Below are 16,379 nucleotides of genomic sequence, written 5' to 3' on the forward strand. Positions count from 1 at the left end.
AGATAGGGCTGGTTTTGTTCTATTGTATTGATGTAGATACCAGTGGAAACTTCCCGGATGAATTGCCTTCCGTATATTGTTGTGTTCAGATCCGCTTTTCTTTGTAACCGTTTACAAATTTTTTTCTAAAATATTATTTTCTATCTTTGCATAAACGGTAGTAAGGTGTATACTATGTCATGAAGATGGACTTCGTAAATTTTGAGTGAAACAATCTAGGAGGGTACTTATGGTAGCCGAGAAAAGCAGCGAGCAGACTAATAAACATGAAGACAAGTTGGATGTATTGAAATCAACACAAGTTGTGATCCATAAAGCCTTGGAGAGGCTAGGCTATCCCGAGGAAGTATATGAACTTTTGAAAGAACCTCTTCGCATGTTAACAGTGAAAATTCCTGTCCGTATGGATGATGGATCTGTGAAGATTTTCACTGGGTATCGTGCTCAACATAATGATTCTGTAGGACCTACAAAAGGTGGAATCCGCTTCCATCCGAATGTAACTGAAAAAGAAGTTAAAGCGCTTTCCATTTGGATGAGCTTGAAATGTGGAATTGTGGACCTTCCGTATGGTGGAGGTAAAGGAGGAATCGTATGCGATCCTCGTGAAATGTCCTTCAGGGAACTGGAACGATTGAGCCGCGGTTATGTCCGCGCCATCAGTCAGATTGTTGGGCCAACTAAGGATATTCCGGCTCCAGACGTATTCACGAACTCTCAGATCATGGCTTGGATGATGGATGAATACAGCCGTATTGACGAATTCAACTCACCTGGATTCATTACCGGTAAACCGCTGGTACTTGGTGGATCACATGGAAGAGAATCAGCTACTGCAAAAGGTGTAACAATCTGTATCCATGAAGCGGCAAAGAAAAAAGGGATAGAGCTTAAAGGAGCCAAGGTTGTTGTACAAGGCTTCGGTAATGCTGGAAGCTACCTATCAAAGTTCATGCATGATGCAGGCGCTAAGGTGGTAGGTATCTCGGATGCTTATGGTGGATTGTATGACCCGAATGGACTTGATATCGACTATCTTCTAGATCGCCGTGACAGCTTTGGGACTGTAACTAAATTGTTCAATAATACAATTACAAATAAAGAGTTGTTGGAATTGGAATGCGATATCCTTGTTCCTGCAGCGATTGAAAACCAGATCACAGAAGAAAATGCCCACAACATCCGTGCTAAGATCGTGGTGGAGGCTGCAAATGGTCCTACTACAATTGAAGGTACACAAATTCTGACAGACCGCGGAATCCTTCTTGTACCTGACGTACTTGCTAGTGCAGGTGGAGTGACAGTTTCCTATTTTGAATGGGTGCAGAATAACCAAGGTTATTATTGGACCGAAGAAGAAGTGGAAGAAAAGCTTGAAAAAGTGATGGTGAAATCATTTAACAGTGTTTATGATACAGCTCAGAACCGCCGTGTTGATATGAGACTTGCAGCATACATGGTTGGTGCACGCAAAATGGCGGAAGCTTCCCGATTCAGAGGCTGGATTTAATTATTTGCACATCAACATACAATCCCCTATCATAAGTGATAGGGGATTTTTTCATGTCCTATTAATAATGTGTACGGAGTTGAAGCAACTGTGATTAACAGAGATGCCATCATTGTAGGTGGAGGACCTTGCGGTATATCGGCAGCGATTGCCTTGCAGGATATCGGGCTCTCCCCACTTGTGATAGAAAAAGGAAACATCGTCAATGCCATTTATCATTACCCGACTCACCAGACTTTTTTCAGTTCAAGTGAAAAGCTGGAAATCGGCGATGTTCCATTTATTACAGAGAACAGGAAGCCTGTCAGAATTCAAGCATTAACTTACTACCGTGAAGTGGTGAAACGAAAAAAGGTGGAGATAAATGCGTTTGAAAAAGTGGAATCGGTCCAAAAGCAGGAAGATGGTACGTTCCTTGTAAAAACCTCGAAAGAAACTTATCTGACAAAATATGTAGTGGTTGCAACAGGTTATTATGATAATCATAATAAATTGGCTATCCCAGGTGCAGATCTTGAGAAGGTAACCCATTATTTCAAAGAAGGACATCCTTATTTTAATAAGCATGTCACTGTAATTGGAGGAAAAAATTCCAGTGTGGATGCTGCATTGGAGTTGGTGAAGGGGGATGCACACGTGACGGTCGTGTACAGGGGCTCGACCTATTCCCCAAGTGTGAAGCCATGGATACTGCCTGAGTTTGACGCACTCGTCAGGAATGGTACCATCAAGATGGTTTTTGATGCAAATGTTACAGAAATAACCGAAGATACGGTAACCTATGCAACACGTGAAGGGAAAGAAGAAACAATCAGAAATGATTTTGTCTTTGCGATGATCGGCTATCACCCAGATCACCATTTCCTGACCAAAATGGGTGTGGAAATTGATCAGGAGTCAGGCAGACCGGCATTCAATCCTGATACGATGGAAACGAATGTTGAAGGCATTTTCATTGCTGGTGTAATAGCTGCCGGAAACAATGCAAATGAAATTTTCATTGAAAATGGCCGTTTTCATGGGGGTCAAATTGCAGCGTGTATCAAGAATAAAATGAAATAAATAAAGAGCCGTCCGAGTAGACAACCCTTTTGTCTGTCGGACGGCTTCTGTATTTTCATCGTTGATATATTGATTCTCGAGAAAAGAGAGGTTGAATAGTGTGAAAGACCTTTTCAAGGTGCGGGAAGTGCAAAAGGTCCATCATCAAGCGGATGAAAGACCTTTCAAGGTGGCGGGCAGGCAAAAGGTCCATCATCAAGCAGATGAAGGACCTTTTCATGGTGCCGGGCGGGTAAAAGGTCCATCATCAAGCGAATGAAGGGCCTTTTCATGGGCGGGCAGGCAAAAGGTCCATCATCAAGCGAATGAAGAACCTTTTCATGGTGCGGGAAGTGCAAATGGTCCATCATCAGGCGGATGAAGGACCTTTTCAAGGTGGCGGGCAGGCAAAAGGTCCATCATCAAGCAGATGAAGGACCTTTTCATGGTGGCGGGCAGGCAAAAGGTCCATCATCAAGCGAATGAAGGACCTTTTCATGGTGGCGGGCAGGCAAAAGGTCCATCATCAAGCGGATGAAAGACCTTTTCAAGGTGTAGAGCACCAAGCATGTAATTTATCTTAAAAAGAGTCTTTGTAACTCCTGGGCATCCTTCGTTTCTTCCAATGCCACAAGCAATTTGATTCGTGCCTTCTGACCGTTCAGGCCGTTGGAGAAAATGACTCCAAGTTGCTTTAACTGGCGTCCTCCTCCATCGTAGCCATAGATGTCCTGCACGATTCCGTTAAAACAGCGGGAAACGAGGACGACAGGGATTTTTGCATCTGTCAGTTCTTTTAATCCGTCCATAGTGGTAGGAGGGAGGTTGCCTTGACCAAGTGCTTCAATCACAACTCCGTCAACCCCCATATCTTTCATAAGAGAGAAAATGGCGGAATCCATTCCGGCATATGCCTTCAGCAGCATCACCTTTTTCGTTACATCCTTGATCGCATACTTGTCTTCTGAGACCGGAGAATGGTGAAAGGAAGCTCCCCGCTTTGTGACAATGCCAATCGGCCCGTATTGCGGACTCTGGAAAGTGGCAATATTGCTGGTATGCGTTTTTGTAACGTTTTTGGCAGTGTGAATCTCATCGTTAAGAACAACCAGTACCCCTTTGTTTTTAGCTTCAGTGCTAGCTGCGACTTTAACAGAAGAGAGAAGATTGTATGGTCCATCAGAGCCGATTTCATTGCTAGATCGCATCGCCCCTGTCAGGACAACCGGAACTTTTGTCTGTACGGTCAGATCAAGGAAAAACGCGGTTTCCTCCAATGTATCAGTCCCATGGGTAATGACGATTCCTTCATAGGATTTCTTTGTTACCTGGGCATCGATGAAAGTTGATAGCTCCCACATATGGTGCGGTGTCATGTGGGGTGAAGGCAGATTGAAAAGTTCATGACTTTCAATAATCAAATTAGGATCTGTGATTATAGGTGATGCGGATAGCGGATTTTTTTCTCCGGGAGAGACCTCCCCCTGTTCGTTTTCTGACATGGAAATCGTTCCACCTGTGTGAATGAGTAAAATCTTTTTCTTCATCTATTTTCACCTCATTAATATACAAACAATTCCAAAAAAACTGGATGTATCATTCCATTAATTACGATAACATGATACGATAAAAAAAAACAGATGGAAACGAGGCTTATTTATGCTGGGCGTTGTATCCGCCGGAATTGCTCCCGGCTTGGCGTTGCTGTCATATTTTTATTTACGGGATACGTTTCAGAAAGAACCGATATCCTATGTGTTCAAGATATTCATGTTCGGGGCACTGCTTGTGTTCCCGCTAATGTTCATACAATACGTGATTCAATTGGAAATGGGTGTGACCTCCAGTTTCATAAAAGCTTTTTTTATGTCGGGGCTGTTGGAGGAATTCTTCAAATGGTTTGTTTTGATTTATCTGGTCTATCGGAATGTGCATTTTGATGAGCATTACGATGGTATTGTATACGGAGTAGCCGTGTCGCTGGGATTTGCCACTGCCGAGAATATTCTGTTTCTCATCGCAAATGGAGTGGAACTTGCCATTGGGAGGGCAGTACTTCCTGTATCAAGTCATGCATTGTTCGGGGTCATCATGGGCTACTATCTAGGTAAAGGTAAGTTTTCCATTGAACAGAAGAAACATAGAATATGTTTGAGTCTTTCTTTATTTGTTCCTTTCTTGCTCCATGGTACATATGACATGATCATTCTCTCACAAAAGCATTGGGGATTTTACATGGTTCCCTTTATGATCTTTTTATGGTGGTTGGGATTGCGAAAAGTAAAACTCGCAAATACAGCATTAGTATAGCCTACAAGGAAAACATATCCTTGTAGGCTATTTTTTTTGAAAGAAGGCTATATAAGTGCGTAGATTTGATTTCATGTTGCTAGTTGTTGATTGGAGCAATAGGCGAAGACTCCTTGAAAATGCGAGCATTTTCTGCGTGCGATGTATCGCTTCCGAAGCTTTCCTTGTCCTGCGGGAGATAGCGATTAGTGGAGACCCCATAGGCGAATCCGAGGAGGCTCCGCAAACGTCCGAGGAAAGCGCAGCCTAGTGCGGAAATCAAAAGCGGTGTTTAACAGGTAAACTCTCCATATTTTGGAATGCTTCTTTTATTGGATGGAATCTGTATAAAATGCCAACATCTACAGAAAATACATCTAACAATTGTTTAAAGAAGACAAAGGAGGAAATGTAAGGTGAAGCGGTTACTAATAATTTCATGTATGTTCCTTATCAGCACCTGTATGCTATTTTCGATAAATCAGCCCAAAGTAAGTGCCTTTTCCGAGCAAATCATTCAAAAGGGTGCTACCGGGAATGATGTGGTCGAGCTTCAAGCACGTCTTCAATACAATGGATATTACCAAGCCAAGATTGATGGGGTTTATGGCTGGACTACATATTGGGCAGTTAAAAACTTCCAACATGAATTCGGGTTGGATGATGTCGATGGTCTGGTAGGTCCCAAAACGAAGGTTATGCTCAATAAAACCACCAAGTTCTATAAGGATTGGGTACATCAACAGATTAATAGCGGGAAAAGATTTACTCATTATGGCGGCATGGAGTTGAAGTATCAGGTGGAACCTTCTGCCGCTACTATGGAAAAAGCAAAGCAGGGTGCTGCAGCAAAATGGAAGCAGGAAAAAACGCAATTTCAGAAGCCTGCACCTCAAAAGGACCCAGCAAAGCCTGAACCACAACAGCAGGCGCCAGCCAAACCTGCGCCAGGGCAGCAACCTGCAGAGCCAGCACCGGAGAAACAGCCAACGCCGGAAAAACAGCCAGCAAAGCCTGCGCCGGAACCACAGGCACCTGCCGAACCTGCTCCAGAAGAACAGCCGGAGGAAGAAAAGCAGACAGCTACAAATATGCCTGGCGGTTATTCAGAGAACGATATTCAATTGATGGCTAATGCGGTATACGGTGAAGCTCGGGGAGAGCCTTATGAAGGGCAGATAGCTGTTGCAGCAGTTATTTTGAATCGAATTAACAGCCCAACATTTCCAAATACGGTTTCAGGGGTAATCTTTGAGCCGCTGGCATTTACGGCTGTAGCAGATGGCCAGATTTGGCTCACACCAAATGATACTGCCAAAAGAGCGGTCGTCGATGCCATTAATGGAATGGACCCTACTGAAGGTGCAACCTATTATTTCAACCCAGATACAGCAACAAGCGGCTGGATTTGGGGGCGTCCGCAAATAAAAAGGATCGGAAAACACATTTTCTGTGAATAAAGAGGGTGGAAAATTATGTTGAGACTTATCATTATCGCTGTTTTAGCAATAGCTGTTGCAGGAACAGGGTATTGGGGTTATCAGGAGCATCAGGAAAAAAACGCAGTCCTCATTAATGCGGAAAATAATTATCAGCGTGCATTTCATGACCTTGTATACCATGTGGACCTGTTACATGACAAAATTGGTACTACGCTCGCCATGAGTTCAAGGGAGCAATTGTCTCCATCCTTTGCAGAGGTTTGGAGAATAACATCAGAAGCTCAAAATGATGTGGGGCAGTTGCCATTAACTTTACTTCCCTTTAACAAGACAGAGGAGTTCCTGACAAATATCGGGGATTACACCTATCAGGTTGCGATACGTGACCTGGATAAGAATCCTTTATCAAAAGATGAATTTGATTCCTTGCAGACACTGTATCAAAAATCAGGTGAAATCAAGTCAGAGCTGAGAAAAGTGCAAAGCATGGTCATGAATCAAAACTTGCGCTGGATGGATGTAGAACTTGCATTATCAGCAAAAGACCAACCGCAGGATAATGGGATTATTGATGGCTTCAAAACTGTAGAGAAGAATGTGGAGGGGTATGAGGAAACAGATTTCGGTCCGACCTTTACATCCATGAACAAAAAGGATGAGAGCTTCAGCAGACTTTCCGGTAAGACCATAACAAGAGAAGAAGCCAAACAGGTTGCTGACCGCTACTTGGAGCTTGAAGGTAATGAAAAAATTACGATAACCGAAAACGGTGAAGGATCCAAGGTAGGATTCTACAGCCTGAAAATCGTGGATAAAAATCAGGTGGATACGTATATGGATATCGCCAAAAAAGGCGGTACTCCCATTTACATTGTGCAAAACAAAGAAGCAAAGCAAAAGAACATTAGCCTGAATGAAGCAACGGAAAAAGCCCGCAACTTCCTGAAGCAGAACAAGTTTGAAAGCCAGGATCTCTATGAAAGCGTGGAATACAATAAGCTTGGTGTATTCACTTTTGTTTCCAATCTGGATGGGGTGAGGATCTATCCGGATGCCATTAAAATGAAGGTAAGCCTTGAAACCGGAGAGATTGTCGGGTTTTCTGCAAAAGACTATCTGATGGCCCACCATCTTCGTGAAATTCCTGAACCTGGAATCACATACGAAGAAGCGACGGCAAGGATCAATGAAAATGTGATGATCATGGAGGATCGCTTAGCGGTCATCAATAATGATATTGGTGAGGAAGTCCTATGCTATGAATTCCTCGGGACCATTAATGAAGATACCTATCAGATTTTCATCAATGCCGAAAATGGAAGGGAAGAAAAAGTGGAAAAACTGAAAAATGCAGAAGAATTATATGATTTGTAATTGGAAAATCGTTAAGGAAAAGCTAAAATTTGGCTTTTCCTTTTTTTGTTTACATGGTTTAATTATAGTAACTAGGGAGCTTGGAAAAAGAGAGACAAGCACGAAAGTTAGGGGGCAATTTTTTTGTTGAAGACAGGGGTAATATTAACTCTTCATATGCAAAATGATGAAGGAGTGGAAAGGTATCGGTGTAAGGTTCAAGAAGTGAAGGGAAATGAATTTTACGTTGACTATCCAGTACACATCAAAAATGGAAAAACTACATACATAATAAATGGCACGCAATTGAACGTTTCATTTGTGACCGATGATGGGCTTGCCTATCATTTTGACAGCGAAGTCATGGGCAGAATAAAGCAATCCATTCCGATGATTCAGCTTTCCTATCCAGGACACGAACAGCTAATCAAAATACAAAGAAGAGAATATGTCCGTGTCGATGGCAGTGTAGATGTAGCTATACATCCCGATTCTGCCGAGTTTCAACCCTTTACCACTGTTACACATGATATAAGTGCAGGTGGCAGTTCCATTATGTTGCCCCAGGGAGCAACATTTCCTGAGTCTGGTACCATCCAGACAAATTTCGTCGTCCATCTTAACAATGGGGAGATCTATTATCTGAAATTAAAAAGTAAGGTGATCCGAATTGTGGATGGGAAAAATGGACGAAAGCGAGCTTCTTTACAGTTCGATCATATCAAAGAGCATGAAAGGCAAATAATCATCAAATATTGTTTTGAGCAGCAACTATTAATGAGAAAAACACACTGATGAGAATATTCACCACTTTTTTCAGTCATAATAAGTAGTAACACTGAGAAAATGTGGTGAGGGAAAAATGAAAAGGTTAGAAGGTATTATCGTAAAACTTCTAATTATTCAACTGTTTTGTCTTGTGATAGCTCAAGCATTGATTCTCTACACGGAGGTTTCCCCTTTCTTGACAAAGGTTGTTCAGTATGAAGGGGTAGATGGTATGGAGATCATGGAGCATATAGAAACATTCGACCAAAATAGATGATTATGATAAAATAATGAAGATTATACGTCTGAAATCTGCAGGGGAGACCTGCTTTTTTCATTATAGGGCAAGAAATAGATCAGTACATACGAGCGATGGAAGATAGGGCTTTATTCTTCAAATTTTGTTCGTTAGCAGGAGGAATTATGAACAATCATCATTTATCAGTAGCAATCGACGGACCGGCCGCAGCTGGGAAGAGTACTGTGGCAAAAATCGTAGCAGGGAAATTGGGCTACATCTATATTGATACAGGTGCAATGTATCGGGCAGTAACTTTTCAGGCTCTTCGCCATGATATTGACCTTGAGGATGAAGAAGCGCTGCAAAGCTTAGTGGAAAAGATGGATATCGATCTGCGTGCGGCTGCCAAACATGAGCAGCATGTATTCATTAATAACGAAAATGTTACAGAGGATATTCGGACACATAATGTGACAAACTCCGTATCCATTGTAGCCAAGCATAAGGCTGTCAGAGAAGAGATGGTGGAACGCCAGCGAATCCTTGCCAAAAGAGGCGGAGTAGTGATGGATGGGCGAGACATCGGTACACATGTATTACCTCATGCAGAAGTCAAAGTATTCCTGTTGGCATCTGTGGATGAGCGTGCTAAAAGAAGACACGCAGAGAACTTGGCAAAAGGTTTTGAATCCGATTTGGAAAAACTGAAAGAAGAAATTGCACGACGTGATAAACTGGATTCAGAAAGAGAGTTTGCTCCACTTGTGAAAGCGAATGATGCAATAGAAATAGATACAACGTCCCTATCTATCGAACAAGTTGTGGAAAAGATTATGGACATTGTCAAAAACACGGAAAGGATCAACAAAGCATGACCTTCTACTCATTTGCTAGATTTATCGTTAGTGTTGCTTTAAAGCCGTTGTATCGTATAAAAGTGGTAGGTGAAGAGAATATTCCGAAAGAGGGACCGGTTCTGTTATGTTCCAACCATATAGATAATCTTGATCCTCCGGTAGTAGGTATAACTTCCCCAAGAACCGTTCATTTCATGGCAAAAGAAGAAGTTTTCCGTGTACCGATTCTAAAGACCATTTTACCAAAATTGCACGCATTTCCAGTGAAAAGGGGAATGAGTGATCGCGAAGCACTACGAACTGCAATAAAGGTTTTGAAAGAGGGGCATCTTCTGGGGCTTTTTCCTGAAGGAACAAGAAGCAAGACTGGTGAACTGCAGAAGGGATTGGCCGGTGCCGGATTTTTTGCACTAAGAAGTGAGGCAGTGGTTGTACCATGTGCTATAATTGGACCGTATAAGGCGTTTCAGCCATTAAAGGTTGTTTATGGCAAGCCGATTGATTTTGCAGAATATCGCAAGGAGAAAGTCTCCGCGGAGGAAGCTACCCTTATCATCATGAATTCCATCAAGGATCTTTTAGAAAAAAATAAATAGTTTAAGAGTTTTGACTTGACAAAATGTCCTATTTATTAGAAGTTAATAGAAAGAAGTTAAAATATTTGATGAATTTTGCTTGAAAATAGCTATTTTTTTCATCAAAGCTTCACTCTGTCTGTTTAACAATAGATGGAATCTAATCCATTTATGAATTATTACACGAAACATGCAACTTTGTTTAAGTGCATATGGTAGTGCTTGGACTTTTGTCCGACTGCTATTCATATATACGTAACGGCTACCGTTACTTACATAAATAATGGAATAGTTGGTTTGTATAGAGGAGGTAATAATATGGTAGAAGACATGAATCAAGTAGAAGTGAAAAATTTAGAGGTTGGTACCAAAGTGACTGGAACTGTTACTAAGGTGGAAGAAAAGCAGGTTCTGGTTTCTATAGAAGGAAGCAAGCTGGATGGAATCATTCCAATCAGTGAGCTGTCAAGCCTTCATGTAGAAAAGGCTACAGATGTTGTGGCAGAAGGGCAAGAGCTTCAGCTGAAAGTGACAAAAGTGGAGGATGAGCTTTTGGTCTTATCCAAAAAAGCGGTAGACGCAGATTTGGCATGGGAAGATCTTCAAAAGAAATTTGAATCCAAAGAGGTATTTGAAGCGGAAATCAAAGACGTTGTAAAAGGCGGCTTGGTAGTGGACCTTGGTGTTCGCGGCTTTGTGCCTGCGTCCTTGGTGGAAAATCATTTTGTTGACGATTTCTCTGATTATAAAGGGAAAACATTGACCTTCAAAGTGGTTGAATTGGAAAAAGAAAAAAATCGCGTAATTCTTTCCCATAGAGCTGTTGTGGAGGAAGAAATGAAAAATAAAAAGCATCAAGTGCTCGATTCCATTGAGACTGGCCAAGTACTTGAAGGTACTGTACAACGCATCACCGATTTCGGTGCATTTGTTGATATCGGTGGAGTGGACGGACTGGTTCATATTTCCCAGCTTTCCTATGAACATGTAACAAAGCCTTCCGAGGTGGTTACTGAAGGGCAAAAGGTACAAGTGAAGGTACTTTCTGTCGATCGTGACAATGAAAGAATCTCCCTTTCCATTAAAGAAACTCTTCCAGGACCTTGGAGTCAGGTTTCTGAGAATCTTTCAGCTGGAAGCGTTACAGAAGGTGTAGTAAAACGCCTTGTTTCATTCGGAGCATTCGTTGAAGTTCTCCCAGGTGTGGAAGGGTTGGTTCATATTTCCCAAATCTCCAACAAGCATATCGGAACTCCACATGAAGTTCTTTCTGAAGGGGAAAAGGTCCAGGTAAAGGTATTGGACATCAATGTTAACGAACAACGAATTTCCTTAAGCATCAGAGAATTGGAAGAGCCTGAACAGGAAGAGGACTACAGCCAATATAGCCATTCCGACGAATCCGGCGGTTTTCAGCTAGGGGATTTGATTGGCGACAAATTGAAAAAACTTAAAAAATAATTTTATAGGTGATAAACGGTGAGCAGAGCAAAAAGGAAAATGGACCATATCAAGCATGCTTTATCAACAGGTCAACAAAGACAACATGGTTTTGAGGATGTTATGTTCGTTCATCAAAGCTTGCCGAACTCCAGTGTTTCATCTGTTCAATTGAATACAAAAATAGGCGAACTTGCTTTAAGTTCGCCTATTTTTATCAATGCAATGACTGGTGGAGGCGGGGCAGAGACACTGGAAATCAACAGGGGTCTTGCTGCAGTGGCAAGGGAATGCAAGCTTGCATTGGCAGTCGGTTCTCAAATGTCTGCAATTAAAGACGTGGATGAAAGGATTACGTATGAAATAGTACGTAAAGAAAATCCAGACGGAATCATCTTTGCGAATCTAGGGAGTGAAGCGTCAGTTGAGCAGGCGGTTCAAGCCGTCGACATGCTTGCTGCTGACGCGCTGCAGATCCATTTTAATGTAATCCAGGAACTTGTAATGCCAGAAGGGGATCGGGACTTTACTGGTGCCCTCAATAGAATGGAGAAAATAGCTTCTTCGATTGATGTGCCAATCATTGTGAAAGAAACTGGTTTTGGCATGAGCAGAGAAGCTGCTCGTAAGCTTTCGGATGCAGGAGTATCCATTATTGATGTCGGCGGTTTTGGGGGAACAAATTTCTCCAGAATAGAGAACGAACGTCGGGAAAATCGACTTACCTACTTTGATGACTGGGGAATTTCCACGACATCCTCCATAGCAGAAGTGAGTCACTTTGTGCCGGAAGCAACAATCATAGGCTCAGGTGGTATACAAAGTGCCCTTGATATAGCAAAATCTATTGCACTCGGTGCATCAGCTGTTGGAATTGCAGGGTATTTTCTTCGTGTTTACTTGGATGAGGGCCAGGAAGCCTTATGTCGATTGATTGCTAATGTGCATGAGGACCTTAAAATGCTCATGACTGCTGTGGGGGCTTCTACTATTGAAGATCTGCAGCGCGTACAATTGGTTCTACGCGGAGAAACCTACCATTGGCTGACCCAGCGTGGAGTGGATACGAGCAGATATAGTAATCGGTAAATCCTTTTCTCGTTGCTTTATTTTTAGGCTATGTTTAACACCGCTGTTGATTTCCACAAAAGGCACAGCGACCCAAGGGGCGGTGATGGAGCCTCCTCGGGCTTTGCCCTGCGGGGTCTCCAGCCTACCGCTACCTCCCGTAGGAGTCTACGCCTTTTGCTCCAATCAACAGGGTGCTTATGGTATACGCCTTATTTCTTAATCGATCAATTACCAATAAATAATCATAAAAAAGCAGCGGTCCCATTTTTGGGGGACCGCTGCTTTTTGTATGCTTATCTATTACGCTCTCTTGCCTCTTTTGGACCTTCAAGCTTTGTTGCACCGGGATATTTCAAAGACTGATCACGGTCTGACTCTGTTCGCTTCTGCGCTTTCAATTTCTTCTCCTGTCTATCTTTTCCCATTTTATCACCTCAAGAAGATTAATTATCTGATTTATTATTTGCTCCTTTTGAAAAAAGATACGAAGTACCGTGACTAGCTTTCTGATTTTTTACCCATAATGGATGGTGTGATGGGAGGGAAATGGCATGGTATTGGAAGGATTATATTTTTATTTTCTATCTTGGGTCGGTTGGATCATTGTGACCTTCTTTTTTGCAAAGAGTCAACAGAGGTTTCTTTTGTCTGCACTTCTTTTATTGATGATTATCGGCTCTAATACATTTATTCCATTTGTTGATTTTCAAGTAAGCGTTTCCTTTATCGTACTTGCGATTACGGCAATCATTCTGCTTGTCAATGTGTTGAAGAAACATATTTTGCTTCATTATTTTTCCATAAGTACAGTTGCACTTGCCTATGTGTGCTTTAAACTTTTTGAGATTTATGATCCGGTTTGGATTATATTCAATCGAACTTGGATGCTTTCCATCATTCTCTTGTATTTGGGATTATTGCTTTTCAAATCAAAAAGCGAGAGGTATGTTTTTCTTTTGACGGGGCTGTTGATGGGGGAACTTCTCAGCATATTCGTGTTACATTCCGTCTTTCGTTATTCCGTCATAGGATCCTTTGAATTCCTGGATGTATTTTCTTTAACGGTTTCAGGGTTATCGGTCTGGGTATTTTTTGAAACAGTCACCGTTTATCTGGATGGCTTCATACAAAAGCGTGTAAAGGAGAAACAAGGATGAACGAATACACTTACCCTATCCTTTTTGGTGTTATAATAGGGCTCGCCACAAGGATATATATGCTAAAAACGGATTATAGGCAGTATCCGACGTATTTACATGGAAAGGTCATTCACTTGTCGCTTGCTTTCATCGCAGCGGGTCTTGGTACGATAGCTGTTCCTGCTATCATGGAAGAGGAGTTTGCGGCCATCACGTTCCTTGCTCTTGCTGCATCACAGTTTCGTGATGTACGTAATATGGAAAGAAACACGTTGACGGAACTGGATGGCTATGAGCTTGTACCAAGAGGCAGTACCTACATAGAGGGTATTGCAATCGCATTTGAAGGTAGAAATTACTTGGTGATCATCACATCGTTTTTGGCTACATTAGCGTATCTTGTAGGAAACTTCTGGGTGGGGCTAGTAGTGGGAATTTCTGCGATGCTCATTTCCCACCGACTGATGACAGGAGGACAAATCAAGGACATTGTAGAAATTGAATACGTTAAACCGCATTTCAAGGATGCTGGGCTCTATGTGGACAATATATATATCATGAATATAGGTTTGCCGGATAGGCAGAAGGAAGTCCTGCAATATGGAATGGGATTTATTCTGACACCGAAAAATTTTAATGCAAGAAGCACCATTGCCAATCTTGGACAAAGGCAAGCGATTCTTCATGATATGTCGACTGCTCTCGGAGTCTACCGTGATTCCGGAACTCCGGCTCTGGTACCGCTAGCCAAAAGGGATCTCAATGACGGACGCGTAGGGGTATTTGTTTTACCACAGGAACAGGACCTTGAAATTGCACTTTCGATATTGGGGCAGGTTCCTACCTTGGAGAACGCAATAAGGATGCCGGCGGAAAAAATCAAAGAGAAGGTAAAATAATATGGAAATGGAAAAATATATTTTAGCGGTCATTACTACAAACTCGTCCAAAATAGCGGGCGGCGCTCCTGTATTCACATGTGACACGAAAGAGGAGATGGAGTTTGTTGCAGCAAACCTTGAAGCGATCCTGGATGGAATTGCCCATGGATTGGGTGAGGAGCTATATATCATTGTGAAGCATTAGACTCACAGGAAGATGGGTGTGGAAAAAGTCAGACTTCCTTATTGGAATCAATAATGTTAAACTATTCTAGTTAGACCCTTCCGGCTTTAGGAGGGTTTATTTTATTAATGTTTAACCTTTTTGTCTTATCTTTTTCACAATAGGTAAAGACTAGAGGATATGGGAAAAGCGAAAAGTAGAGTTTCTTCATCAACTTGATAGAGAATTTTTACATAAATATTTAGAAAATTGGGAGGGTGGTCAAGATGCCAAAACCAACCGTTGCGATTGTCGGAAGACCGAATGTCGGGAAGTCGACCATATTTAATCGTATTGTAGGAGAAAGAATTTCCATTGTAGAAGATATTCCTGGGGTAACTAGAGACCGAATCTATAGCTCGGGAGAATGGTTAAACCAATACTTTAATCTAATTGATACTGGTGGAATAGAAATCAGTGATGCGCCATTTATGACGCAAATTCGTGAACAAGCTGAAATCGCCATTGATGAAGCGGATGTCATCATTTTCATGACAAATGGACGCGAAGGATTGACCACAGCGGACGAAGAGGTGGCAAAAATTCTCTACCGCTCCAAAAAGCCGGTCGTTGTAGCTGTAAACAAAGTGGATAATCCGGATATGAGAGATACATTATATGACTTTTATGCATTAGGCTTTGGAGAGCCGATTCCAATTTCAGGTTCCCATGGATTGGGGCTTGGAGATCTATTGGATTTGGTTATTGCCAATTTCCCTAACAAGCAGGAGGAGGAATATGATGATGATACCATCAAGTTCTCTCTTATCGGTCGTCCGAATGTCGGGAAGTCTTCCCTTGTGAACGCACTACTTGGAGAAGAGCGAGTGATTGTCAGTGATATTGCCGGTACTACCCGCGATGCCATTGATACACCATACAAGTACGATGGCAAGGAATACGTTATCATCGATACTGCAGGTATGCGAAAAAAAGGGAAAGTGTACGAGACTACCGAAAAGTATAGTGTATTACGTGCTTTGCGTGCAATTGAACGCTCCGACGTAGTTCTAGTCGTAATAGACGGCGAAGAAGGGATCATCGAGCAGGATAAGAAAATTGCAGGCTATGCCCATGAGGCAGGGCGTGCCATCGTGATTGTAGTGAACAAGTGGGACGCTGTGGAAAAAGACGACAAGACCATGAAGGAATTTGAGCAGAAAATTAGAGATCATTTCTTATTCCTGGACTATGCTCCAATTGTTTTCCTATCTGCGAAAACGAAGAAGCGTGTGCATACGTTGATTCCTAAAATTGATCTGGCAAGTGAGAACCATGCAATGCGTGTTGTGACAACCGTCCTGAACGATGTCATCATGGATGCAGTTGCGATGAATCCTACACCTACAGATAAAGGGCAAAGATTGAAAATCTATTATGCGACTCAAGTGGCTATCAAACCGCCGACATTTGTCATCTTTGTAAATGATCCGGAATTGATGCATTTCTCTTACAAGCGATTCTTGGAAAACCGTATCCGGGATGCGTTTGGATTTGAAGGAACCCCTATTAAACTTATTGCACGTCCACGTAAGTAATGGAGAGGGAG

The 16,379-nt window shown here is 42.2% G+C and carries 18 protein-coding genes; 16 read left to right on the top strand and 2 right to left on the bottom strand.

Annotation, left to right across the window (positions count from 1 at the left end):
- Nucleotides 1-229: 229 nt before the first annotated feature.
- The 3 genes from ACQCT5_RS05000 to ACQCT5_RS05010 all read left to right on the top strand — a co-directional run bounded on the left by ACQCT5_RS05000 (nucleotide 230) and on the right by ACQCT5_RS05010 (nucleotide 2,831).
- The gene (locus ACQCT5_RS05000) at nucleotides 230-1,510 is read left to right on the top strand and encodes a Glu/Leu/Phe/Val family dehydrogenase (protein WP_499639606.1); all 1,281 of its coding nucleotides are present in this window, start codon (nucleotides 230-232) and stop codon (nucleotides 1,508-1,510) included.
- A 90-nt stretch (nucleotides 1,511-1,600) separates the two neighbouring features.
- Nucleotides 1,601-2,572, top strand: coding sequence for a YpdA family putative bacillithiol disulfide reductase (locus tag ACQCT5_RS05005; protein ID WP_499639608.1), 972 nt, complete (start codon nucleotides 1,601-1,603; stop codon nucleotides 2,570-2,572).
- 100 nt (nucleotides 2,573-2,672) lie between these two features.
- Nucleotides 2,673-2,831 carry a hypothetical protein gene (locus tag ACQCT5_RS05010; RefSeq protein WP_499639610.1) on the top strand — a complete coding sequence of 53 codons (159 nt, stop codon included), beginning with the start codon at nucleotides 2,673-2,675 and terminating at the stop codon, nucleotides 2,829-2,831.
- Nucleotides 2,832-3,126: 295 nt separating this feature from the next.
- Here the strand turns inward: ACQCT5_RS05010 and ACQCT5_RS05015 are convergent, their stop codons facing one another.
- On the bottom strand, nucleotides 3,127-4,098 hold the full coding sequence (locus ACQCT5_RS05015; protein WP_499639612.1) for an asparaginase: 972 nt from the start codon (nucleotides 4,096-4,098) through the stop codon (nucleotides 3,127-3,129).
- Between the two features lie 112 nt (nucleotides 4,099-4,210).
- Between ACQCT5_RS05015 and prsW the strand changes: the two genes are divergently transcribed.
- The 9 genes from prsW to fni all read left to right on the top strand — a co-directional run bounded on the left by prsW (nucleotide 4,211) and on the right by fni (nucleotide 12,605).
- The gene (prsW, locus tag ACQCT5_RS05020; RefSeq protein WP_499639614.1) at nucleotides 4,211-4,861 is read left to right on the top strand and encodes a glutamic-type intramembrane protease PrsW; all 651 of its coding nucleotides are present in this window, start codon (nucleotides 4,211-4,213) and stop codon (nucleotides 4,859-4,861) included.
- A gap of 422 nt (nucleotides 4,862-5,283) precedes the next feature.
- Nucleotides 5,284-6,300 carry a cell wall hydrolase gene (locus tag ACQCT5_RS05025; RefSeq protein ID WP_499639985.1) on the top strand — a complete coding sequence of 339 codons (1,017 nt, stop codon included), beginning with the start codon at nucleotides 5,284-5,286 and terminating at the stop codon, nucleotides 6,298-6,300.
- Between the two features lie 15 nt (nucleotides 6,301-6,315).
- Nucleotides 6,316-7,656, top strand: coding sequence for a germination protein YpeB (ypeB, locus tag ACQCT5_RS05030; RefSeq protein ID WP_499639616.1), 1,341 nt, complete (start codon nucleotides 6,316-6,318; stop codon nucleotides 7,654-7,656).
- A 123-nt stretch (nucleotides 7,657-7,779) separates the two neighbouring features.
- Nucleotides 7,780-8,430, top strand: coding sequence for a flagellar brake protein (locus ACQCT5_RS05035; protein WP_499639618.1), 651 nt, complete (start codon nucleotides 7,780-7,782; stop codon nucleotides 8,428-8,430).
- A 67-nt stretch (nucleotides 8,431-8,497) separates the two neighbouring features.
- Nucleotides 8,498-8,680 (top strand): YpfB family protein, encoded by a 183-nt coding sequence (locus ACQCT5_RS05040; protein ID WP_499639620.1) that lies wholly within the window; start codon nucleotides 8,498-8,500, stop codon nucleotides 8,678-8,680.
- Between the two features lie 146 nt (nucleotides 8,681-8,826).
- Nucleotides 8,827-9,519: a (d)CMP kinase gene (gene cmk / locus ACQCT5_RS05045; protein WP_499639622.1), complete on the top strand. Its 693-nt coding sequence runs from the start codon at nucleotides 8,827-8,829 to the stop codon at nucleotides 9,517-9,519.
- Nucleotides 9,516-10,097, top strand: coding sequence for a lysophospholipid acyltransferase family protein (locus ACQCT5_RS05050; RefSeq protein WP_499639624.1), 582 nt, complete (start codon nucleotides 9,516-9,518; stop codon nucleotides 10,095-10,097). Before cmk ends, ACQCT5_RS05050 begins: the two co-directional genes overlap by 4 nt.
- A 297-nt stretch (nucleotides 10,098-10,394) precedes the next feature.
- Nucleotides 10,395-11,537, top strand: a complete 1,143-nt coding sequence (gene rpsA / locus ACQCT5_RS05055; RefSeq protein WP_499639626.1) for a 30S ribosomal protein S1 — start codon at nucleotides 10,395-10,397, stop codon at nucleotides 11,535-11,537.
- 18 nt (nucleotides 11,538-11,555) lie between these two features.
- Nucleotides 11,556-12,605, top strand: a complete 1,050-nt coding sequence (gene fni / locus ACQCT5_RS05060; protein ID WP_499639627.1) for a type 2 isopentenyl-diphosphate Delta-isomerase — start codon at nucleotides 11,556-11,558, stop codon at nucleotides 12,603-12,605.
- A gap of 275 nt (nucleotides 12,606-12,880) precedes the next feature.
- Here fni and ACQCT5_RS05065 read toward each other — a convergent pair whose 3' ends face one another.
- Entirely contained in the window at nucleotides 12,881-13,012 is a 132-nt protein-coding gene (locus ACQCT5_RS05065; protein ID WP_499639629.1) for a YpzI family protein, read from the bottom strand.
- Between the two features lie 126 nt (nucleotides 13,013-13,138).
- Here ACQCT5_RS05065 and ACQCT5_RS05070 point away from each other — a divergent pair, with 126 nt between their 5' ends.
- From ACQCT5_RS05070 to der, 4 genes are all read left to right on the top strand, one after another.
- A complete protein-coding gene (locus ACQCT5_RS05070; RefSeq protein ID WP_499639631.1) occupies nucleotides 13,139-13,744 on the top strand; it encodes a YphA family membrane protein in 606 nt (201 codons plus the stop codon).
- Nucleotides 13,741-14,625 carry a YIEGIA family protein gene (locus ACQCT5_RS05075; protein WP_417899998.1) on the top strand — a complete coding sequence of 295 codons (885 nt, stop codon included), beginning with the start codon at nucleotides 13,741-13,743 and terminating at the stop codon, nucleotides 14,623-14,625. The genes ACQCT5_RS05070 and ACQCT5_RS05075 overlap by 4 nt, the downstream gene beginning before the upstream one ends.
- Nucleotide 14,626: 1 nt before the next feature.
- Nucleotides 14,627-14,812: a capping complex subunit for YIEGIA gene (locus tag ACQCT5_RS05080; RefSeq protein WP_499639633.1), complete on the top strand. Its 186-nt coding sequence runs from the start codon at nucleotides 14,627-14,629 to the stop codon at nucleotides 14,810-14,812.
- Between the two features lie 245 nt (nucleotides 14,813-15,057).
- Nucleotides 15,058-16,368, top strand: coding sequence for a ribosome biogenesis GTPase Der (der, locus tag ACQCT5_RS05085; RefSeq protein WP_417900000.1), 1,311 nt, complete (start codon nucleotides 15,058-15,060; stop codon nucleotides 16,366-16,368).
- Nucleotides 16,369-16,379: the final 11 nt, after the last annotated feature.

The sequence above is a fragment of the Sutcliffiella halmapala genome, from assembly GCF_050107295.1.
Classification (GTDB): domain Bacteria; phylum Bacillota; class Bacilli; order Bacillales; family Bacillaceae_I; genus Sutcliffiella_A; species Sutcliffiella_A halmapala_A.